Origin of the sequence: Teredinibacter turnerae T7901 (assembly GCF_000023025.1) — a bacterium.
Taxonomy (GTDB): domain Bacteria; phylum Pseudomonadota; class Gammaproteobacteria; order Pseudomonadales; family Cellvibrionaceae; genus Teredinibacter; species Teredinibacter turnerae_B.
This window is the reverse complement of record NC_012997.1, coordinates 844,042-866,308: the sequence shown is the minus strand read 5'-3', so window position 1 is coordinate 866,308 and position 22,267 is coordinate 844,042. Positions and strand designations below refer to the sequence as shown.

General features: G+C 52.6%; 17 protein-coding genes. 5 read left to right on the top strand and 12 right to left on the bottom strand.

The window, feature by feature from the left end; translation table 11 throughout:
• Window positions 1–9: 9 nt before the first annotated feature.
• From TERTU_RS03555 to nagA, 5 genes are all read left to right on the top strand, one after another.
• Window positions 10–1,251, top strand: a complete 1,242-nt coding sequence (locus TERTU_RS03555) for a DUF418 domain-containing protein (RefSeq protein ID WP_015818943.1) — start codon at window positions 10–12, stop codon at window positions 1,249–1,251.
• Window positions 1,252–1,379: 128 nt separating this feature from the next.
• Entirely contained in the window at window positions 1,380–3,341 is a 1,962-nt protein-coding gene (locus tag TERTU_RS03550; protein ID WP_041590046.1) for an endo-1,4-beta-xylanase, read from the top strand.
• Window positions 3,342–3,419: 78 nt separating this feature from the next.
• Window positions 3,420–4,448 (top strand): LacI family DNA-binding transcriptional regulator, encoded by a 1,029-nt coding sequence (locus TERTU_RS03545; RefSeq protein WP_015817907.1) that lies wholly within the window; start codon window positions 3,420–3,422, stop codon window positions 4,446–4,448.
• Window positions 4,449–4,610: 162 nt separating this feature from the next.
• The gene (locus TERTU_RS03540) at window positions 4,611–5,678 is read left to right on the top strand and encodes an SIS domain-containing protein (RefSeq protein WP_015820736.1); all 1,068 of its coding nucleotides are present in this window, start codon (window positions 4,611–4,613) and stop codon (window positions 5,676–5,678) included.
• Window positions 5,678–6,823 carry an N-acetylglucosamine-6-phosphate deacetylase gene (gene nagA / locus TERTU_RS03535; protein ID WP_015817205.1) on the top strand — a complete coding sequence of 382 codons (1,146 nt, stop codon included), beginning with the start codon at window positions 5,678–5,680 and terminating at the stop codon, window positions 6,821–6,823. The genes TERTU_RS03540 and nagA overlap by 1 nt, the downstream gene beginning before the upstream one ends.
• A gap of 158 nt (window positions 6,824–6,981) precedes the next feature.
• On the opposite strand, the gene TERTU_RS03530 is transcribed toward nagA, so the two are convergent.
• The 12 genes from TERTU_RS03530 to TERTU_RS22340 form a co-directional block, all read right to left on the bottom strand.
• Window positions 6,982–8,046 (bottom strand): acyltransferase family protein, encoded by a 1,065-nt coding sequence (locus tag TERTU_RS03530; RefSeq protein WP_015818331.1) that lies wholly within the window; start codon window positions 8,044–8,046, stop codon window positions 6,982–6,984.
• On the bottom strand, window positions 8,046–9,368 hold the full coding sequence (locus tag TERTU_RS03525) for a sugar MFS transporter (protein ID WP_015818612.1): 1,323 nt from the start codon (window positions 9,366–9,368) through the stop codon (window positions 8,046–8,048). Before TERTU_RS03525 ends, TERTU_RS03530 begins: the two co-directional genes overlap by 1 nt.
• A 39-nt stretch (window positions 9,369–9,407) precedes the next feature.
• On the bottom strand, window positions 9,408–11,780 hold the full coding sequence (locus TERTU_RS03520; RefSeq protein ID WP_015817106.1) for a glycoside hydrolase family 20 protein: 2,373 nt from the start codon (window positions 11,778–11,780) through the stop codon (window positions 9,408–9,410).
• 9 nt (window positions 11,781–11,789) lie between these two features.
• Window positions 11,790–12,689, bottom strand: a complete 900-nt coding sequence (gene nagK / locus TERTU_RS03515) for an N-acetylglucosamine kinase (protein ID WP_015817972.1) — start codon at window positions 12,687–12,689, stop codon at window positions 11,790–11,792.
• A gap of 134 nt (window positions 12,690–12,823) precedes the next feature.
• Window positions 12,824–15,514 carry a TonB-dependent receptor gene (locus tag TERTU_RS03510; protein WP_015819960.1) on the bottom strand — a complete coding sequence of 897 codons (2,691 nt, stop codon included), beginning with the start codon at window positions 15,512–15,514 and terminating at the stop codon, window positions 12,824–12,826.
• A gap of 494 nt (window positions 15,515–16,008) precedes the next feature.
• Complete coding sequence (locus tag TERTU_RS03505) at window positions 16,009–16,764, bottom strand: putative porin (protein WP_015817747.1); 756 nt, start codon at window positions 16,762–16,764, stop codon at window positions 16,009–16,011.
• A gap of 116 nt (window positions 16,765–16,880) precedes the next feature.
• Window positions 16,881–18,173 carry an MATE family efflux transporter gene (locus TERTU_RS03500; protein WP_228378257.1) on the bottom strand — a complete coding sequence of 431 codons (1,293 nt, stop codon included), beginning with the start codon at window positions 18,171–18,173 and terminating at the stop codon, window positions 16,881–16,883.
• Window positions 18,174–18,418: 245 nt separating this feature from the next.
• Window positions 18,419–19,312, bottom strand: coding sequence for a hypothetical protein (locus tag TERTU_RS03495; RefSeq protein WP_015817901.1), 894 nt, complete (start codon window positions 19,310–19,312; stop codon window positions 18,419–18,421).
• 10 nt (window positions 19,313–19,322) lie between these two features.
• A complete protein-coding gene (locus TERTU_RS03490) occupies window positions 19,323–19,877 on the bottom strand; it encodes a hypothetical protein (RefSeq protein WP_015818650.1) in 555 nt (184 codons plus the stop codon).
• Window positions 19,878–20,186: 309 nt separating this feature from the next.
• Window positions 20,187–20,717 (bottom strand): response regulator transcription factor, encoded by a 531-nt coding sequence (locus TERTU_RS03485; protein WP_015818289.1) that lies wholly within the window; start codon window positions 20,715–20,717, stop codon window positions 20,187–20,189.
• Between the two features lie 4 nt (window positions 20,718–20,721).
• Entirely contained in the window at window positions 20,722–21,954 is a 1,233-nt protein-coding gene (locus TERTU_RS03480) for a sensor histidine kinase (RefSeq protein WP_012779321.1), read from the bottom strand.
• Window positions 21,955–22,044: 90 nt separating this feature from the next.
• Entirely contained in the window at window positions 22,045–22,173 is a 129-nt protein-coding gene (locus TERTU_RS22340) for a hypothetical protein (protein WP_015818410.1), read from the bottom strand.
• Between the last annotated feature and the right edge of the window lie 94 nt (window positions 22,174–22,267).

Here is a 22,267-nt window from a genome sequence, read left to right as displayed (position 1 = left end):
GAGGTGTTTATGTCCCACGAGACTCACCCAGATCGCCTGGATATTGTCGATGCACTGCGCGGGTTCGCGCTCGCCGGCATCGTCATCGCGCATATCCTCGAGCAATATCTTGCATCACCACGGCCGAAGCTGGACTGGTGGGCACCCGCCACCCCCCTCGACTCGGTTATTGGCCTACTGGATTTTATGTTAATCGTCGGAAAATTCTACTCGATTTTCGCGCTGCTGTTCGGCATGAGCTTCGCCATTATGATGGGTAACGCCGCGCGCAAGGGGCACAATTTTTCAGGTCGGTTTTTATGGCGTCTGACAATTTTGCTCGGCTTTGGTCTGATTCACTCGTTAATTTATCGCGGCGATATTTTGGGTGTTTATGTGCTGATAGGCTTTTTCCTGCCGTTGTTTTATGGCTTGCCCAACCGCTGGCTGTGGGCGATGAGCGCGATTTTGTTTCTCGGTGCGGGGCGTATTCTGTTTTTTGCCATCACCGGCCAGGAAGGATTTATTACGGGTGCAAATGCCGAAGATTCCCCGGCCGTAATTCACTATGTAACCACACTTAAATTCGGCAGTTTTTGGGACGTAGTGAAATTAAATGTACCTTACATTTACACCGGCAAACTGGACTACCAGTTTGGAATTTTCGGTCGTGGCTATTTTACCCTGGCCTATTTTCTGGTGGGGATGTGGCTGGTGCGCAGCGGTATCGTTTACCGGTTACCCGATTACAAAAGCAACTTAAAAAAAGTGTTTTGGTGGTCGCTGGGCACAGGTCTGGTGATGATCGCAGTCAGCATGGCAGGCTTCGCGACTATGCCTAAACCCTTCACAATGTCCAGTTGGCATTTCGTCCTTGCATATAATTTTGCGGCCATTGGCAATATTGCGATTACCGCATTGCTGATTAGCGGCTTTTTGTTGCTCTATTTGCGCAAACCTCAAAGCCGGTTGAGAAAGCTGGCTCCGTACGGCCGTATGGCGCTCACCAATTATATTGTTCAATCGATTATAGGCACCGCCATTCTCTACGGCTGGGGTTTCGGCCTGCTCGGTGAATTTCACCAGTGGCAATTGCTGATCGCTGGCATCGGTTTTATTGCTCTCCAGGTTGCTCTGAGCCAATGGTGGTTAAAGCACTTCAACTATGGCCCACTGGAATGGCTCTGGCGCTGCGCAACATGGTTTTCCGTGTTTCGTTTAAAACGCGTTGCACCCCGTGAGCTTCAACCTGCCCAAGCCGCTGATCGATAAATTCCCGGCCTTTATGCGCTCCTGAGATAAAGGCCCTTGCTTTTTAATTGCCGCTCTCTTAGTGTCGAGTTCACATTGAAAAAACCAATCAACTTTTATACTCATATAAAATAAAAAAAGCGAATATCATGCAAAAAGTTATAAACCTACGCCCATTGTTTATTGCCAGTGCACTGCTGCTGAACGCCTGCGGCGGCAGCGACGGGGGAAGCTCCACACCCGCGCCAGGCACACCAACGCCAACACCGACCGCAGCACCATCACCGTCCCCCTCTCCATCACCGACGCCTACGCCGACCCCGAGTGTCACGCCGGCGCCAACCGACGGCACGGTGATTATCGACACAAGCTTGCAAAACGCGTCTTTTTGGGGTGGCGATGGCGACAACAATACCGGCGCGGTAGGAACCCGTGCGGTTGTCGATGTGGATCACGAGTTGTTCGATAAAGCTGTTCGTATCACCGTGAATAACCCAACCGGGGTGTTTTGGAATGGCCAGCTGCAGTTTCCGATTACCACTGCCGTTAACGCTGGCGATGTGGTGCTCGCACATTTTTATATGCGCTCCATTGCCAACACTTACGAAACCGGCTCCAGCTTTGTAAGCGCGTTTCTCGAAGACAACACCACCTACGACAAATTTCTCAACCGCGAAGTTTCTGCCGCAGATGAGTGGCAGGAATACCACCTGCCCGCCTCCATAACCACGGCCCAGAGTGCCGGCAACCTCGCCCTAAAGTTCGGATTTGGTGGCGGAGATCGGCCGCAGACATTCGAGTTAGCCGGCATAGAACTACTAAACTACGGCGACTACGATATTGCGCTGCTACCGGCAACCGCTCCCACCTATGTTGGCCGCGAGCCCGACGCCACTTGGCGCGAAGCGGCTAACACCCGTATCGAACAAATACGCAAAGGCGATTTCACAATCACCGTACTGGATGCCAACGGCGAAACCGCCAGCGGTGCCAGCCTGGATGTGAAACTGCAAAAACACGCCTACCACTTTGGCTCGGTCACCGTAGGCAGCATTATTAACGGCACCAGCGCTGATAGCGCCACTTACCGTGAAACCGTGCTCGATATGTTCAACCAAAGCGGTCCGGAAAACGATTTAAAATGGGGCCCCTGGATTGGCGAGTGGGGGAACGGATTCAATAAAACCAGTACGTTAACCGCCTTACAGTGGCTGCGCGACAACGGCCTGTACACTCGCGGTCACGTGATGGTGTGGCCGTCCAAACGCAACCTGCCAAACCTGATTGCAGAGCAACTGCCGGACGACCCGGCAAACGCCCCCGCATCAATCAAGCAAGAGGTACTCGACCATATCGACGATATCGGCAGTGCCACACGCAACTATGTATACGAATGGGATGTGCTCAACGAGCCCTACGACAACCACTATCTGATGGACGCTTTCGGCGATTCGGTGATGGTTGACTGGTTCAACCGCGCACGCCTGAATCTGCCCAGCCATGGCCTGTTCCTTAACGACTACAGTATCCTGTCTGCCGGTGGCCGCAATATTGCCCATCAACAACATTTCGAAGATACGATTGCTTACCTGGTTAACAACAACGCGCCCATCACCGGCATTGGTATGCAGAGTCACTTTGATGAAACCTTAACCCCAATAAGCGCGGTCTACGATATTCTCGAGCGCTACCACACCGCTTTTCCAAACCTGGATATTCGTTCCACTGAGTTCGACATCACCACCGATGACGAAGCCTTGCAGGCCGACTATACCCGGGATTTTCTCACCATTTTCTTCAGTCATCCGGCAACTGTAGGTGTGCAACTCTGGGGCTTCTGGGAAGGTGCCCACTGGAATCCAAAAGCTGCCATGTTCGCCAGCGACTGGCGAGCGAAACCGGCGGCTACCGCGTGGAAAACCCTCACCCAACAAACCTGGGACTCCGAGTTTGATGCCACCACCGACGCCACCGGCCAATTCAGCGGGCGTGGCTTTTACGGTGACTACGGCGCAGATATTACGATAGATGGCGTCACCCGCCACTTCACATTCCACTTGGAAAACGGCGCGGCGAGTGACTTCACGCTCTCCTTCGCTACGCCGGAGTAGCCATTCACTCACGCAGTTTTCCGCACAGCATGGCGAGGAAGGTTATAATTCCGCTTTTAGGCGTATTCCTTCCGAGCCATGAAACCAAAAGCCACGATTAAAGATGTCGCCAGCCTCGCTGGCGTTTCCTTCAAAACCGTCTCCCGCGTTATTAATAACGAAGGCTCGGTGGCCGATGCGATGAAGGAAAAAGTGTGGAAAGCCATTAAAACCCTCGACTACAAGCCGAACCTGTCTGCACGCGGGTTGCGCGGTGCGGCGTCCGCCATCGGCTTTATCTACGATAACCCCAACAGCAACTATGTTATCGACATGCAAAGCGGTATTTTGCGCGAGTGTCGCGAGCAGGGTTACGAACTCATCATTCACCCCTGCAATGCGGATGCGGACGACCTCGTCACCGAAGTGATGGATATGATCCACCGCAGCCGGGTCGGTGGTCTGGTGCTCACCCCGCCGCTGTCGGAAAACACCGAGATCCTCGAGCAATTAGCCGCGAAGCATGTGCGATTTGTGCGCATTGTCTCTGGCTCCAACGCGCCAGATCACCTCTCCCCTTGCGTTTATATTGATGACCGCAATGCCGCACGCAACATCACCGAACACCTGCTCGAACTCGGTCACCGGGACATCGCCTTTCTCGGTGGTGACGAGGAGCACGGTTCCAGCGGTGAGCGCCTGGCGGGCTACCGCGATGCCCTCGCAGCCAAAGGGATTGCCGCTCCAGAAAGCATGTTTGTGCCAGGCACCTACTCATTTGAATCCGGCGTGCAACGCACCCGCGAACTACTCAGCCGGGCTCAGCGGCCGACCGCAATATTTGCCTGTAACGATGAGATCGCGGCAGGAACCCTGTTCGCTGCGCGCATCGCGGGCGTGGATGTTCCCGATCAACTCTCCATTGCCGGTTTCGAGGACAGCCCGTTTTCCCGCCAGGCGTGGCCCAACCTCACGACCGCACAACAGCCAACACAAGTGATCGCCCAGCGAGCAACGCGCCTGCTGATAAACAGCTTGCGCTCCACAAAATACGGGCAGGTGATTGAAAGTGAAGGGTTTTTACCTGAGCTGCTCAAGCGCCAATCCACCGGGCCGGTTGCAAAATAGCGCCAGGCGGCGAGATCGTTTGTTGCAGGCACTCCCACAGTAGTCACCGCTAAAAGGCCGATCAATCCAGTCGACTATTTACAGCAGAGACGTTCTAACGGATAATGACAACGTTGTCATTCACTCAAACTCCATGCCTGAATGCATGAGAAAGAGGCCCCCATGAGTAAAGCAGAAGAAGTATCAGGCGCGCCCATCGCCGCTGAGTCGACCCTGATGTTCCAGGAAGCGGCCGCCGCCAGCGCAGTAGTTGAGCAGCAGTTCGAGGCTAATCGCGAAAAAATTATCGCGGCAGTTGAGCAGATCCACGCGTTCGCCCCCCGCGCTCTGGTGACTATGGCTCGCGGCAGCTCCGACCATGCAGCAACCTACGCCAAATACCTGGCTGAAACCCGTCTTAGCCTGCTCACCTCTTCTGCGGCGCCATCTGTCAGCTCTGTATACCACGCGAAACAAAACCTCGAGCAAACCCTGTATCTGGCGATATCCCAGTCGGGCAAAAGCCCGGATCTGCTGGCTGGCGTTGAAACCGCCAAGCAAAGCGGTGCCCTGACTGTGGCGCTGGTCAATGTTGAGGATTCTCCCCTGGCAGCGATGGCGGACATCGTACTGCCACTGCATGCGGGCGCCGAGAAAAGCGTCGCGGCTACCAAGTCGTATATCGCCACGCTGGCGGGCATTTTGAACCTGATTGCCACCTACACCAACGACACCGAACTCCTGAACGCGCGCGATCAACTGCCCGCACAACTGGCCCGCGCATGGGCCAACGATTGGACTGCAGCCGGTGTCGACGCCTTGCGTGAGGCGCGTAACCTGTTCGTCATCGGGCGCGGCTACGGTTTTGGAGTCGCCCAGGAAGCCGCGTTGAAGTTTAAAGAAACCTGCGGTTTGCACGCGGAAGCCTTCAGCGCCGCTGAAGTCAAACACGGCCCTATGGCAATAGTTAACGCAGGTTTTCCGGTACTGGTTTTTGCACAGCAGGATGAAACCCGTTCGGGAACAGACGCTCTGGTAAGCGACTTCGTCGCACGCGATGCGCGCGTCCTCTATGCCGCTGAAAATGCGCCAGCGGGCCAGGCATTGCCTGTGGTGGAGGGTGCACATGCTGCAACAGCACCCATTCTTCAAGTGCAGAGCTTTTACCGGTTAGCCAACGCGCTATCCGTTGCGCGAGGCTACAATCCAGATACACCGCCTCACCTGAATAAAGTGACAGAGACGCTCTAATGGCAACACGGATTATCAACGCAACCCTCCCGGCAACCGACAATGGCTGGCTGCACAATGCCAGCCTTACGATTGGGGGCGGCAAAATAACTGCGCTGGATTTTTCCCCTACGCCGGTTATTGAGCAAGGTGCCGTGGACTTAAACGGCGCACGGTTACTTCCAGGATTTATCGATACACAAGTTAATGGCGGCGGCGGCGTTTTATTTAACGATGAACCTTCGCTCGCAGGATTGAGAACCATAAGCGAAGCCCATCGAGCCTTTGGCACTACCGGATTATTGCCGACTCTGATCAGCGACGACCTGGCGGTGATGGAGCGGGCCATTGCCGCCGTCGACAAAGCTTTTGCCAGCGGCCTTCCGGGTATCCTTGGTATCCACCTGGAAGGCCCTTTTTTAAACAGCGAACGCAAAGGTGTGCACAATCCGGATAAATTTCGCCTTATCGACAACAATGCGCTAAATCTGCTCTGTTCGTTGCAGCACGGTGTAACCCTGGTGACCCTGGCTCCAGAAACCACGACACCGGACATTATTAAGAAGTTGCGAACGCATGGCGTAATCGTCGCAGCAGGCCATACGGCTGCAACCTATGGACAAACCCGTTTGGCGCTCGACAACGGCGTTACCTCTTTTACGCATTTGTTCAATGCCATGACGCCCATGTCCAGTCGCGAACCTGGTGTTGTCGGCGCTGCGCTGGAAGACACCGGTAGTTGGTGTGGCATTATTGTCGATGGATTTCATGTTCACCCGGCAACACTGCGAAATGCGTTAAATGCAAAAGCCAAAGGCAAGATGATATTGGTCACCGATGCAATGCCCTCCGTCGGAGCAGAGAACAAAAGGTTTCAATTAAATGGCGAAACAATCACCGCCGAAGGTGGACGTTGTGCCACCGCAACCGGCACCCTGGCGGGTTCAGATTTGGATATGTTCAGCGCGGTAAGTAATACCGTGGACAAACTGCGCTGCTCGTGGCCGGAAGCCGGACGCATGGCCTCGCAATATCCTGCAGAAATGTTGGGTTTGGAAAAGACGTACGGCGCGATTTCGTGCGGAAAATCCGCCGATTTTGTGGTACTCAACGAGCGCGATCAATTACAGGAAGTTTGGCAGCAAGGTGTAAGGTACACACAATAACCGGTTCGCAGTTTTTATATTCCTGGCATATTTACTCCCCCGGCTACGTACTGCATCATTACTCCACACGTACTTGCCCCGCATCTACTTACCCTCACATACTCTCGCCTGCTTGCGTGCCCGCCACACGCCGCAAGCAGGTCATTTGAGCGCATCGTCTACAAGCGAACCAAAATACCCCTGTTGTGTAACCACAAGGCAATTAACCAGAACAGCACCACGTGAAATATTGCGAATACCAGCGACGCGTTAATGTCTGAAAAATAAAGGCTTAGCAAATGGTAGAAAGCTGCATATAAATTGCTGTTACCCACGGAAAATGCCAATAGCGACTTAACCCATAAACCCGCAAGAATATAGATCAGCAGTGGGTTTTCACCGTAGACAGCAAAGGCCCGATAAGCCGGGCGCACCGGGCGAAAGCTCTCCAGTTGCATCAAGGCGACCAAAACCAGAACCGCCACACCGGAGGTAAGCAACACATAGCTGCTTGTCCATAAGTATTTATTAATTGGCACCCAGGGGTGTAACAGCAGCGCCATACCGATTGCTAACGCGGCAATAATCACCAGCACTTTCTGTTGCGTTGTGCGCTCAACAATAATGCGCGTAGCTTCATAACCCGACAGCACCGTTACAATAGCCGGAAGCGTACTGAGCAACCCTTCGGGGTCAAAAGCAATGCCTTTACCCTGCCATAAATGCCCCGCACCCAATACCCACAGATCCAGATGGCGAACCGGGTTGGCAACCAATGTATACCCGCCAGAAGCCAGGGCAAATATGCCAATGTAAAGCAACAGCAAAATCAGGCTTGAGCCAATGCGAGCGCGCACCGGCAGCCAGACGATAAACGCCGCAGCACCATAGGCTAGCGCGATACGCTGCAACACGCCGGGCAACCGAAATTCAGCAAACGTGCCGGAGTATAAATACGCGTGCAACCCCAAACCCGCGAGCAACAACAGCACCGTGCGCCGAAAAATTTTCAGCGCGTGGGTGTAGATATCGAGTTGATGATTTTTTCGATTGGAAAAAAACAGCGCGCAGCCGACGATAAATAAAAAAAACGGAAAGACAAAATCCGTTGGCGTAACGCCGTGCCAGTTTGCGTGTAACAGCGGTGGGTAAACGTGAGACCATGACCCCGGTGTGTTGACCAAGATCATCATCGCAAGAGTAATACCCCTCAGCGCATCCAGCGCAAGAGATCGTTCGTTCATTACCAGCGACGCAACTTATGGCCTTTTAAGGCGTAAAACAAGATGAAGGCATAGCACGGAATCATAATCCAATACGCCGTCTGCGAATTGCCACCCGAAGCAAAATGCCCATAGGCCAAAGGCAGGAGTGCGCCACCGGCAATTCCCATAATCAACAACGCCGAGCCAGTCGCCGTATATTTACCCAGATCCTGCAGTGCCAAGGGCCAGATCGCAGGCCATACCAATGCGTTGGCAAAGCCGAGCATCGCGAGAAACATTACGGTATTCGGAACCACCGGAATCCCAGCCCAGCCGAATAATACGTCGGCAATCAAGGTGCTCTCATTGGACGCGAACATAACGCCCAACACAAACACAATGCCTAATAATGCAGAAGCTAACAACGCTTTTTCCTGACTGAGTTTATTCGGAATAAATGCGACGCCCATCAGGTACCCAATCACCATAAAGCTCATGGTGTAGGATGTGAGCGAGCCATAATGACTAACGCCCAAACCCTGTCCGTAGAGCCCAATCGTATCGCCTGCGATCACTTCTACCCCAACATAAAAGAACAGCGCGATTGCTCCTAGAATAATTTGCGGATGCTGCAAAATTCCCCAACGGTTTGCCACCGTTTCCTCCTCCGGCGCATCATCGAGTACCGGTTCCGACAAGGAGGAAAACTTAACAAAGCCCGACAATCCAATTAATACGACGGCCATACACACATAAGGCACCACCAGGCGGGAGGCAAGCTCAGCCAATTGTTGTTGACGTGCGGCCTCGTCGAGGCTTTGCAGTACTTCCGGGGTAAACTGGTCAATGCCGTGCAACATTAACGAGGTAAACGCCAGCGGCACAACGACCCCAGCACCTTTGTTTACCAGCCCCATAATACTGATACGCATAGCGGCGCTCTCACGCGGGCCAATGCACACAATATAGGGGTTCGCAGCGGTTTGCAGGAGCGTCAGGCCACTGCCGAGCAAAAATAATGCGGCCAGGAATATGCCGTAATTTTGGGCTTTAGCCGCAGGGATAAACACCAAAGCGCCCACCGCCATAATCAGGAGGCCGATAACCATTCCGTTTTTATAGCCACTGATTTTCAACACCTGGGCGGCGGGAATCGCAAGGCAGGTATAAGCAATATAAAACGCAAAGGTAACAAATAACGCCTGAAACTCATTGAGCTCACAAACGATACGCAGAAACGGAATCAACGATCCGTTCAACCAGGTGACGAAACCAAAAATAAAAAACAAGATACCGATGATAACCATGGGTAGCAATGTAGAGCGGGCAGTGGATTGTGTTGTTGTTTCTGCGACCAGCATAATTATTTACCTGATTTTTTGCTGAAATTAAAACGCTATTTATTCGATTACCAATTCGTCGATATGCAAGGGTACTTTGCGGTGCTCGCCGGTTTCATTGCTTTTATAGGTAAACCTGTTGCCAGCAACAATTTTTACATAGCGCGCATTTTCGGCTGGAAATTCGACCCGGACTTTGTCCCGTGCGTCCAACAAGTGAGACTCCTGCAGTGTTGCGATACTGTTCCATTGACTGTTATCACTGGACACAAAGATTTCAACCGACGATGGCGGGTACAGCTGGCGGTGCTTTCCGGCATCAAACGTGAAAGAAACTGACTGCACCGAGGTTGGTTCACCCAGATCCACTACCATATCTGCACTGTCTCCGTAAAAAATAACCCAGTCTGACGGTTGATATATTTGATCCTGGTGACTGATGCCGTCGGTGAGTTGTTCTGCAGGGGAAGGATCATCACTTGCGTTAAATTCAGTCAGTATCTCGACCTCAGCGCCAACGGCCTTGTGCGAAAGCAAACGCAAGCGACTCTCCGGATAAAACTCCCCGCTCACGTTATCCTGCGCACGTGCACGCAACACAGTACCACCGTTTACTTTAAACGGCTTTTTGTAGATCGAAGACTGCTGATTCGGCTGCGAACCATCTGTGGTATATCGAATGGTTGTGCGCGCCGTTTCCGCGTTGAGTGTTATACGGTAATTTGCTTTTTCGCCACGACCAAGCCGCTCGGCATTAATCGTTGGGGTATAGACAGAGCGCGAGGCGACAACGCCCATTGCGTCATAGCGCGCAAACAGATCCGGCAGGCGCGCGGCGTAATCCGCCCAATCCTTATTACCCTGCGCGGTCCATGTCACTTCTGCCAGCGCACTCATACGCGGCAGTACCATGTACTCCACTTTGCGCGGTTGAGTTTGGTATTCAGTCCAAAGCTGACCCTGTGCGCCAAGAATATGATGGGCTTTATCGGTACCCGCAAGTTCTTCCGGCATTGGGTCGTAGGAATACGCTTTGGCAAGTGTCGTCATACCGTGAATCGCCATCGGCTCATCGACGGAATCAGACTGAAAAAAGTCAAAGTAGGTGTACCCGAAAGGTGTCATGATCGCATCGTGACCTAGATTGGCAGCGGCGATGCCACCTTTAATTCCCTGCCAGGACATGATGGTTGCATCATCAGCAACGCCACCGTCGAGAATTTCGTTCCAGCCAATCATTTTACGATTCAAGCGCGCCAGAGTTTCCCCAACCCGAGCGACAAAATAGCTTTGTAGTTCGTGATAATTTTTCAATCCCTTGTCTTTCATTAACGCGTTAGCGAACGAACTTTGTTCCCACTGGGTTTTTAAGACCTCGTCGCCACCCACATGAATGTATTTACCTGGAAACAGCGCTGCCACCTCGGTGAACACCGTATCGAGCATCTGAAACGTTTTTTCTGTAGGGCACAGGACTGCGGGAAAAATTCCGAAATTAGGCTGCACAAACGTGTCTGCTGCTGCCGCCTGTTGCTCGCACCCGAATTCAGGGTAGGCTGCAATAATAGTGGACCCGTGGCCAGGAATATCGATTTCAGGAATCACGGTAATCTGGCGCTGCGCGGCGTAGGCGACAATATCGCGTATTTCCGCCTTCGTATAAAAGCCGCCGGTGGGGTTATTATCGTATTCAGTATTGCGGTCTAAGGTGTGCCCCACTACGGTTTTGTCGCGCCAGGCAGACTTTTCAGTCAGCAGCGGATAGGCGTCGATAGGAATACGCCAGCCCTGATCGTCGGTCAGGTGCCAATGGAAGTAATTTAACTTGTGAAACGCCAGCAAATCGATATAGCGTTTTACAAACCCGGCGGGCATAAAACTGCGCGCAACATCCAGATGCATACCCCGATAGGGAAAACGCGGTTCATCTTCGACCGTAACGGCGGGTACGTCCCAGCGCACATAGTTAACAGGCGTTGTGGATTCCACCTGCGGTGGCAACAACTGGCGTAGCGTCTGCAATGCGTAAAACGCACCCTTCTCGCTGGGCGCAACAATATGCACTCGATCAGCAGTCACCTGAAGGCGGTAGGCTTCGGATTTATCGCTGCCAAACTGCGCCGCTGGTACCAGTATAATCTGTATCGGGGCACTGGCATCACCAAGGCTTACCGGCAAATCGATACCACTCGGCTTGACAAAAAAGTCTGCAAACAATTCAGCAACGGGCTTTAAACGCTCGTCGTTAACAGTAATTGTGGTGGTTGGCGAAAATAAAAAATGCCCGTCGCCAGGCGTCAGACTGACTGGCTTGGGCACAACAGAGAGTGATGGAACACTATCTAAGGAGGAGCTGGAAATCCGCGCTGCAACGGCGTTGCCCGCAATAAGCAGACAAGCAATGGCTGCTACAATTTTTTTTGATTTGAACATGGTGTTCCCTTACGCGATTGACTGCGTATATTCTTGCATGGCATAAAACAAAGCGCCGTGTTCCGGTTGCTGCAAAGCAGGAGACATGCGTTCAATAATATCTTTGCGCATCCAGTCTTTCATTTTGTGAGAAATTCCGCCCAACATGGACATGCGCGGCGGATTGATGCTCCACAACCGATCTGCCAGATCACTTAAATAATCAGCGCCTTCACGCAAAATAGCGATTGCGACCGAGTCACCCGCTTCCGCTGCAGTGAATACGGCTGGAGCCAGGCTCGCGTAGTCCCCGGTGCGCGCGTTGTGCATGCGCTCAATAATATCGAGGCCATCGGCTTTTAACTCGGATGCAATCAGCTCGGTGAGCATGGTGGGTTTGCCTAAATCATCAAAATTCAGCAATACCGCCTGCAACGCCTGCAGGCCAATCCAAGCACCGCTGCCTTTATCGCCGAACGGAAACCCGTGTGCGCCCAATTTAAGAACCCGGTCCCCTGCCTGCGCAAAGCCACATGAACCGGTACCGGCCACGATTACTGCGCCTTCGCTACCGCCATGGGCTGCGACACACGCCGCGTGGAGGTCGGTCATTAGAAAACGGGCTTTGAACGGGTGTTGCCAATTCCACACCCGGGTGTAAACATCAGGAATATTAACGCCAGCGAGGCCCATACCCACCACGACTTTATCGCGATCACCGGCTTTCAATCCGGCTTCCATCAAAGCTTTTTCGCTAGCGACTAAAATCGAGTCGATTGCTTTATCAAACGATTGATAAGCATTGCACGCACCGCCCTCTCCCTGACCGATCACGTTCTTCTGGCCATCCACCAAGACGGCACGGCACTTGGTACCACCACCATCAACACCCATAAAAAGGGTATCTCCTGGTACAGGTGATTTTTCCATTAGTCTACCTCGTAAAAATTATCGTTTTGCCATACCCCAAAAACAGCGAAGGTGGTATTGAGCTCCCCGCCCTGCGGGCGGGGAGAAAAGTCCGCGGCGCACCTCACCGCGGCAATTGAGGTGGTTATGGCCGCTTAGAACTTCAGCTGAATACCGGCAACAAAGCGACGACCGTTCTGGTAAAGCGACATAACACGTGCTTTGTCGGTGTTGTATTCAACGATCTCCTCGTCAAGCAGGTTGACCGCTTCCAGCGACAAGGTCATGTAGTCAGTAACGTTGTAGCTAACGCTTGCATCCCACTGGCCGTAAGTGTCGTTCCACAATTCATCACCGTTAAAGTGCAAGCCTTTGTACCACTCGGAGCGGTAGTTATACATCAGGCGCGCACTGACGCTGTCGTTTTCGTAGTAACCGGTCAGGTTCAACATATGCTCGGAGGTTCCTTCCACTAAGCCGGAACCCGCAATCGTGTCATCGCGTTCCTGATCGCTACCTGCATCGGTATAGGTGTAGTTAACAACGGTACCAAAACCGCCAAAGTCCTGCTGGTAGGACAGCTCCAGACCGTTGGTTGTGCCACCTTCGCCGTTAAACGGCTTCTTGAATGCTACATCGACAAATTCTTCCGTCTCTTCATTGAGACGCGGCTCAACGAAAGTTTCATAGGAGCGGTAAGATTTAATTTTCTTAAAGAAGTATGTTGCCGACACCATAGAATGTTCTGCGAAATACCATTCCCAGGCAAGGTCCAACTGATCAGCTATGCGTGGGTCCAAAAATGGGTTACTGCGTGTACCGCTTGGATTCGCCTGATTCAGTGAACCATAGCTTTCGGTCGTGGCGATATCGTTCCAGTTTTGACGTGCCATAACGCGCGCAGCACTCGCGCGGAAAACCTGTTCATCGGTCAAGTCGTAGGCAAAGTTCGCGCTGGGTAAGATTTCAGAATAATCGTTGTCTGCCTCGACCCAGGCGTAGCTAACTGGCACCAACCACTCCCGGTCAATAGTCAGGTAACCACCGTTAGGGTCAACAAACTCGTAACCGCCAGAACTCTGCTCAGTGCTCACATAGCGAACCCCCACATTACCGCGGAATTTTTCGCCGGCAAAATCACCCTGCACATACAGTGCGGTGTGTTTTTCATTTACTTTCCATATTTCAGGTAAAAACAGGCTTTGCGCGTAATCTGCAGGCACACCATTTAAACCTTCGAAAGCGACACGCTCAAATGCCTCCTGGTCCTGATACATCTGATAAGTCATATTGCCGTTGGCTAGCACATCGATGCTTTCCGGCGAACCGACACCAAGGCCACAGGTTGCGAGAGTAGTACACGTTTGGAAAACGTAATCCAGGTAGCTACCCGCATCTGTCTGCGATGGATCGGTGGTGTTCGGTCCGTGCCAGCTGAATGCAACACGGTCCTGCGTACGCTCAGCATCGCGCAATTTCACACCCGTGCGAATTGCAGTAAAGGCACCCATTTCCAGTGGAATGGTAAAATCCAACTGCGCGTAGGTTTCTTCATCGGTGGTCGGCTTTTTACCGCCCCAGATCCAACCTGGCGCAAAGGCTTCCGGGTTAGATGCCCCCATGTCATCGTCGAACCCTTCTGTGTAGGTGTTCACTTCTGGCGTGCCGCGCAGATCAAAATCGTAGCTGGTTACGCCAATAGGCAGTGCGGAGAATGACGCCTCGCGGTAGGTACCCCCTTCCGCTTTAGTGCTACCGATCTGACCGTGCACGGTAAGTGCATCTGCCGTGTAGGTAACATCGAGATCGATAGACTGGGTTTCCGACGAAGAGCGACGGTTAATAAAGTCGAATTCGGTCGCGCCATCGGTAACAGTTCCTGCCAGCACGTTGCCATTTTCAACAACTTTATTTTCAATTTCTTCGTAGTCGTTATTGGGCATAATCAACCAGTTCTGGTTGTGGTTATCCGCTTCCATTTTGGATTTCAACGCATTTAAGGTGATATCCAGACTTTCTGTCGGCGCGTATTGAACACTGCCAAACACGGTGTCCCGCTCACGAGACTGCTCAAAACGCGGAATACCAATATGCGAAACCACTTTCTCGCCGGTGGCTTCCTGAGTGCGCCAGCCAAGAATTTCAATACCTTCACGCACCAGCGTGCGCTCCTGATGCACACCACTCAACAAAACACCAAAGGTTTCATCATCGTTTTTGAATGAGTACAGGCCAGAAATTTGCGGTTCCATCTCTTCTGACGTTTCAGAGTACTGGCCTTCAACGCTAACATTTATGGTGTTCGACTCAAGGTTCAGCGGCTTGCGCGTGCGCAGCACCACGGTACCACCGATAGACCCTTCGTCCATCGACGCATAAGGAGATTTATACACTTCCAAATTGCCGACCAGCACCGATGGCAACAAGGTGTAGTTAAAGCTTCGCCCAGGAGTGTCCAGGATAAACCAGTCGGCAGACGCTACCGTTTGCCCATTGAGCAAGGTACGGTTGGTTTCCGGGCTGGCGCCACGCACAACGATTTTCTCACCTTCACCATACTCTCGGCTCACACCGACACCAGTAATACGCGAAAGGGACTCAGCCACGTTTTTATCTGGGAATTTACCGATATCTTCCGCCGTAATTGCATCTACAACAGCGGTGGAATTGCGTTTAATGTCCATGGATTGATCGAGTGACGCGCGGATACCGGTAACCACAACCTCTTCTTCCTGCTGCGCCTGTACTCCGGTCCCTATGGACGCGAGCACAACGGCGGCGACCGTTGGCGCAACTTTAGTTCCCCGGCAAGCTTTTCGAATGGCCTGTTTCAATGTGTGTGACATGCTATTAACCCCTGATAAGCGAAGCTTTTCTGTGTTTTAGCGCCCTCCCGACACGCGATTCCGCGAAGGCGAATTCTATATGACAACGTTGTCATGCTATCTTAAAAAAAGTGACAACCTTGTCGATGGATTGAGCATAATCGCCGAAAGACAACGTTGTCAACCATCAAAAAACATGAGAAAAAAGTGCTGCAAACCAAAAAATCTATATGTAAATCAATAAGATAAAATTATAGAATCGACTCTTATCAACATATACTAAAACGTTATATAAACGTTAATTTTTGTGACGCGAAATACATCTCTGTGCATTTTTAATGCAATTTGCGCCGTGCTATAGCAGGATAAAAAAACCGCCCCATTTAGGGGCGGTGATTTTTTTAGAGAAGTTTGGGAAGAAAGTGTGCAATTTTTTTATTTGGCGGAACGGGTATGGCGTCGCATGTCAGTCACAGGGAGATCAAATATTGGACTGACGCGCCACACCCCCGTTGCTAAAATCGAAAACCCGTATTCACTTCGAAAGAATCGCCCGCATCAGCACTGGTCAACGCGCCCCCCACATAAAACCGATTGGTAAAAAAGTGCTTGCCGCGAAAGGTGTAGGTTGTGTCCGCGCCGGTATCTACCGTGGCAACGCCAATGCTGCTATGGCTGTTGATATAGAAGTCCACTGCGGCGGTTATGGTATTGCTGTCGTCATCGCGGAAACCTGCCTCTAAATTCAACGCCTGCGCGCCCGGCAGATCCAGAATATATTTGGCTTCCATATTCAAGTCGTAGCCTTCGTCTTCCGTGTAGGCGGTTAACAGGCGCAAACCGTACACCGGTGTAATACCAGCCTTCACCGTTACGGTGCCATCGCTGTTACCGTCGTCTTTGTGGCGGTTATACGAAGCCGCCGCATAAAACATGCTGTTGGGAATATAAATTTCGCCGCCGATACCGAAGTCCTGCGCGTTGTCATCGTAGTATTCGGTTATCGTGTCATACACGTAAAAATTGGTCGCCCGATTTAAAAATGCCGCTTCCGCCAGCGGACCAACATTCTCCTTTACCGGGTCGAGGTACAAGGTGGCACTGGCATTAAGGTACTTGGTGTCTGCATCGTTATCCACAAAGCCCGCTTTACCCGCAACCTCACCAATATAGGAATTTGTTTGCTGCGCCAGCGCCGAATTTGCCAGGAGTCCCGTCGATACGCCTGCACACAGCAAGGCGCTGTAACATAATTTTCCGTCTAGTTTCATAGTCTCTTATTGTCGATGAATGAGTAAAAAAATAGATAACACGTGAGCGAAAAAGTTCGCGCATCTTACCTTAATGCCACCATGTGCTTCTGGTGAAACTTGGCAAAACCCAGCCGTCAGGAAGCGTTGGGCGTTGCAGGCATGGGCAGCGCCCGAATTTTGCTATAGGCGGTGAAATAGCCGGCCGCCGCGACGATGATGGAGCCGATATACACCCCGGCCAGAATACCAACTGGACCGCCCATTGCCGCGCCAACGCTGGCAAACGGCATGGTGAATAAGGTTGCCTTGGAGAAATTAAAAATCGTCGCCCAGTGTGCCATACGCAAGTTGTTGAAGAGGGCATTGGTACAGAAGGTGATGCCGAAGAAAAAGAACATGGTGCTAAAACCGTAGCAATACGCCCGAATTAACGACGCGGCCTCGCCTGTTGCGTTAAAAGCGTCGATAAAAAACCCACTCAATATGAGCAAAATCGCGCAAGCAACCAAGGTATAGGCCAGCGTGAACTTCACGCTGGCGTGCAGCGTCTGCATCACCCGTTCCCGATTACCCGCCCCGTAGTTTTGACCCGCAATCGGGCCTATAGAGCCAGACAAAGCGAACAAGCCAGCGAACGCCAGTGGTTGGACCTTGCTTATAACGGCGTTACCAGCCACAGCCGCATCGCCAAACTGCGCCATAATCGCCGTTACGTATGCCACTCCGATGGGCGTCGCCAGGTTGGTGAGTACCGCCGGCAACCCCGTCTGTAAAAAATGCCATGCATCTTGCGGCCAGGAACTCCACGCGGGTTTTCCCAACAGGTGAAAACCGCGCATTATGCGCTCGAGACCGTAAGTGAGCATCGCTAAACGGGCAATCACTGTCGCGGCTGCAGCACCTTCGATGCCCCAATCCAGCCCGAAAATCAGTATGGGGTCCAGCACCGCATTGACACCACCGGCCACCAACGTCAAATACATGGACGCCTTCGCCTGCCCAAGAGCCCGCATAACACCACCACAAGCCATTGCCAGCGTCATTACCGGCAGGCTTGGCAAAATTATGGTGAGGTAGCTTTCGGCATAGCTCGCAGCAGCCCCTTCGGCACCGAGCAGCTGCAAAAACCAGGGCGTGCCCACCATAGCAGCCACCGCCACCGGGGTACTGATCAGCACAATTACGGTAAACAGGTTTGCCACCAGGCGCTGAGTTTGCTCCCGGCTGTTGCGGCCGACCGATTGGGAAACCAACGCGCTGCAGCCAATTGTGAGGCCAATGGACATTGCCAGCGTAAAAAACAGGATGGAGCCGGCATAACCGATAGCTGCCGCCAGCTCGACGATACCCAACAGGCTCAGCCAATACATATCCACGAGGTCCACCAAAAACAGCGCCAGCAAGCCTGCTGTGGATGCAAATGTCATTACGCAAACGTGGCGAAAAATAGAGCCTTGGGTGAACTTAGCCTGCATTTGGGAGCTACCAGTGAAATGGGGGTCGCCATGGTACACCGCTCCCTGTGAAGGATGTAGGGGAAGCGAAGACTTTCCCTGGCTTCGTGGTTTCCCGAGTGGTTTTCTTGGGTTAATGCAGCCAAACAATTAGGCCCAGACACAAATACGCCCGGCAGTGACCGGGCGATAGAAGAGACGGCGGCAAAAAGAAGCGGTTACTCGAGACTCACCGTCGCTTTAAGGCGTACCTGGTTACCGGCAATCACACCGCCGCGCAGGTAGGTGTCCAGTGTGCCTTCGCGCCGCTTAACCACAATGAACGTCGCAAAACAGGTTCCGGAGAGAACCTCGCTGTCCAGCACACCCGCTTCAAAAGTTACGAAACCCTCATCGTATTCGGTATGCCGACCCACGGTGAACGAGCGTCCATCCAGGCACTCGACCATCGCTTGTACGTCGACCACCAAGCCGGCTTCTATCGGGTTCCACGACAGTGTTATCGCGTCCGCACTGCGGCTATAGGTATCGTCGAGTTCGTCAAGCTTGAACGGGCGCGGCAGAGTCACTTGTGAACCGTCGAGATAGGAGCCACTGCTCAGCTCGGTCGTAACGAAATAGGGCTCACCATCAACATAGGGCAGCACCGATCCATACCAGGTGTGCTTGGCATTAATAAGACTATTAAAATAGAGGGTATCTTCAAGACTTTCGAGCAATTGCACTGACATACCGGTTGCGTCTGCAAGATCGCGAAACAGGTCGTCACTCAAATCCATCTGGTTGATACTTTCGCCAACGCTGGCCCACAGCGCCTGCAGCCCGTTGTCTCCAAGCTGGATGTAGTCTGTGTCGGCCTTCGCCAATGCCAGAGGCTTTGCGCTGAGCTGCGCCTGCAAGGAGACATCACCAGAGGCAAGCGCGTACAGCTCAAAGGTGGCGTAAGTCGCGTCCGGCTGATATGGCGAGGGCGCTAACGAGGGTATCGAGCTGGGCAGATAGCCCTGCTGGCCATCGCCATTGTGATCCGCGAGCGAATCGGTTTCCCCACCACACCCGGCGAGCAAACTCATTGCGAGTACTACACAGCTCACGCAGCCAAACTTCATCATTTAATTCACCTTAAAAACGTATTCTCGCGCCGCCCATCAATAACGATATGTTGGTGCCACCCACATCCAACTGATTGCGATACACCAGTTCGAGCGATAACAGCGACGTTAAGTCTTTTACCATAGCAACACTGTAAAACGAATTAACCTGATTGGTTGTTCCCGTTTGTAAACGTGTCTGCTGGTCGTCATTAAGCAGGAGATAGGCTTTTATCGTATTACGGTAGAGGCCCGCACCCAGCTCAATGTCCAACCAGGGAAATTCAAATATTTTGACCGCCTGCACATAGGCCCCGTACACCTCAACTTCGCCGCGGCGCGTATCACTGAGGGTAAAGCGTTCACCACCGGTTACGCCTGCGCGGTAGATCCAGCCCCGCGACATATAGCCCATGCTCGCGTCGTACACGGGTGAATCATCGTATTGCTCGTTACTCGTCGCAGCACGGCCATAAAAACCATCCACCACAATTAAATCGCCGGTTTCGGCATGTGCTGAGAGGGTATAGCAAAACAATGAACAAACTACTAAACAGCGGGCGAGCACCCTAAATCTGTGGCTCATTAACAGTACATCCTTTTTGAAGAGTCGTGAGGTTGCCGGCACACTGGTTCACAGCAAACACGGACCTGAATCACAATCCGCTATTGAATCTGAAGTTATCGCCTCATTCAAACCCTGCAGATAGAGACCCTCTCCAGAGTGACAAACGGCAGCCCTTTAAGCGAACAATCAAGCCGGCGCATTGTACGGCACAATAAGACACCGGCTTTTTGTGGTTACATTTTGCTAACAAATCGCACCGGCACAGCCACAGTGAGCGCCCGCAGGCACAATGTTCATGGCTATTTGTTTATGGCCATTCGTTTATGGCTATTCGCTCACCGGGCGCTTGTGCAATTTTCGCTGCAAGGTGCGACGGTGCATTTTCAATTGCCGTGCCGTCGCTGAAATATTCCCGCCGTTAGCGGTAAGTGCTGCCTGAATCGTCTCCCACTCCCGCCGCCGCAGGGACATTTCCGTTGGCTCATCCAATTCTAGTGCAGGCGCAGCGATCTCAGTAAACGCCTGTAATATATCGTCGATAGAGGCTGGCTTCGCCAAATAATTTACCGCGCCGAGTTTGACTGCCTGCACTGCAGTTGCAAGACTCGCATAACCCGTAAGCACCACAATTTTCAGCGCCGGGTTCGCGGTTATCAAACGCTCAATGAGCGACAGTGAATTGCCATCCTCCAGCTTCAAATCCAAGAGCGCAAAGGTAAAACTCGCAATGTGCGAACAGTTTTCCACCGCCGCGACCGAGGCAAAGTGTTCCACCTGATAATCCCGCGCGGATAACGCACGCACCGTTACGCCAGCGAGTATCTCGTCGTCTTCCAGGTAAAGAAATCGTTTGCTCATGGGATTAGTCCAGCAGGGGTAATTCAATAGCGACCGCCGTTTTGCTACCGCCAGAGTCATTGGCATTATGCAACACAATCCGTCCGCCGAGCTGTTCGAGCGTGGTATTTGCCAGGAATACGCCTATGCCCATGCCATCTTCCGCGCCGCCAAGTTCGAGGGTCCCATAGCAGAGCGCCTGCTCTGGAGCCAGTCCCTCCCCGTCGTCGGTCACCATAATCTGTAAGTGCCCGCCTTGCGACTGTGCCTTCACCTGCACTTGCGAGCGCGCGGCCCGCAATGCGTTGTCGATAATATTGATAATCGCCGGCGCTAACAGGGGCGAATAGCGTAAACGCATATCTCCGGCGCGCCCACCCTGCATAAACTCAGGCACTGCGCCCGGCGAAGTGAGTTGATAGTGCTGATTCAGCTCGTCAAACAACTCGTCAACAGCGACTTCCTCACGCGATTGCTCTTTGTCGGCAATCCGAGATAGTTGACCCAAGGTACGCTTGCAGCGTTCCACCTGCGCTTGTAACAACCCGACATCATCATTGCGCGGCATCTCGCCCAACACGATTGCCATGGTAGAAAGAGGCGTGCCGAGCGCGTGTGCGGTGGAAGCGGCAAGGGTACCAATCGCAATAAGCTGCTCGCTCTGCAGCGCCTGTTCACGTGCCTTGGCAAGCCGGATTTCCCGGTCCCGCAATGCTGTAGCGAGGTTGGAGACAAAAAAAGTGAGGAGTGCGGTGGAGCCGACAAAGTTGATCCACATGCCTACCAGGTGCAACTGAAAATCACTGAACAAATGGTGGATGTGCGCGGCCAGGTCGAGATACAGGAGCAAGGTGTAACTGACAACGGCCAGGGCGCCAAAACACCACGCAAGCCAGCGCGGAAAAATTGCCGATGCGATGGCGACCAGCACCAGTAGGTAGTAAATAAACGGGTTGCTAGCACGGCCGGAAAAAGCCACCAGGCACACCAGAATCGCACCATCAATTAACAGTTGGAGCGCCAGCTCCCAGTCGTCCACGACCGGCGCTCGCTGCAACCGCACCAGCGAGACAAGCGTGGCGACACAACCCAGCGCCACCAGCGTATACATCAGCTCATAAGATAAGCTACGCGCCAAGTACCACTGAAACACCAGTAACACCAACACGGCGGTCGTCAATGCCAGCGCGCGCAATAAGATTATCCGCCCGAGGATATGGTGGCGATCCCCCTGGCTGGCAAATTTACTGAAGTTCATCAATGCAGTTCCATAAAAACGCACATTCTCGCATACACGAGTTAACTGACAAAAGTTGCCACACCTCAACAGTTAACCGATGCAGACGTCTCAAATCCGCATATCGGCACCCCGGTCTACTGGCATAATCGCGCCAAGCTTGCTTAAATGCGGTGCATCCTTTGGCTCAGGTTCGACAAACGCGTTAACAGTTTTAACCCGGCTAGTGACAGTTTTCATATGCCATGTAGGCCCCTTTATGCTGGTCACACTTCAATTCGTTTAATCACGAATTTCGCATATGTGCGCATCGTTAGCGGTACCCACTCTCCTC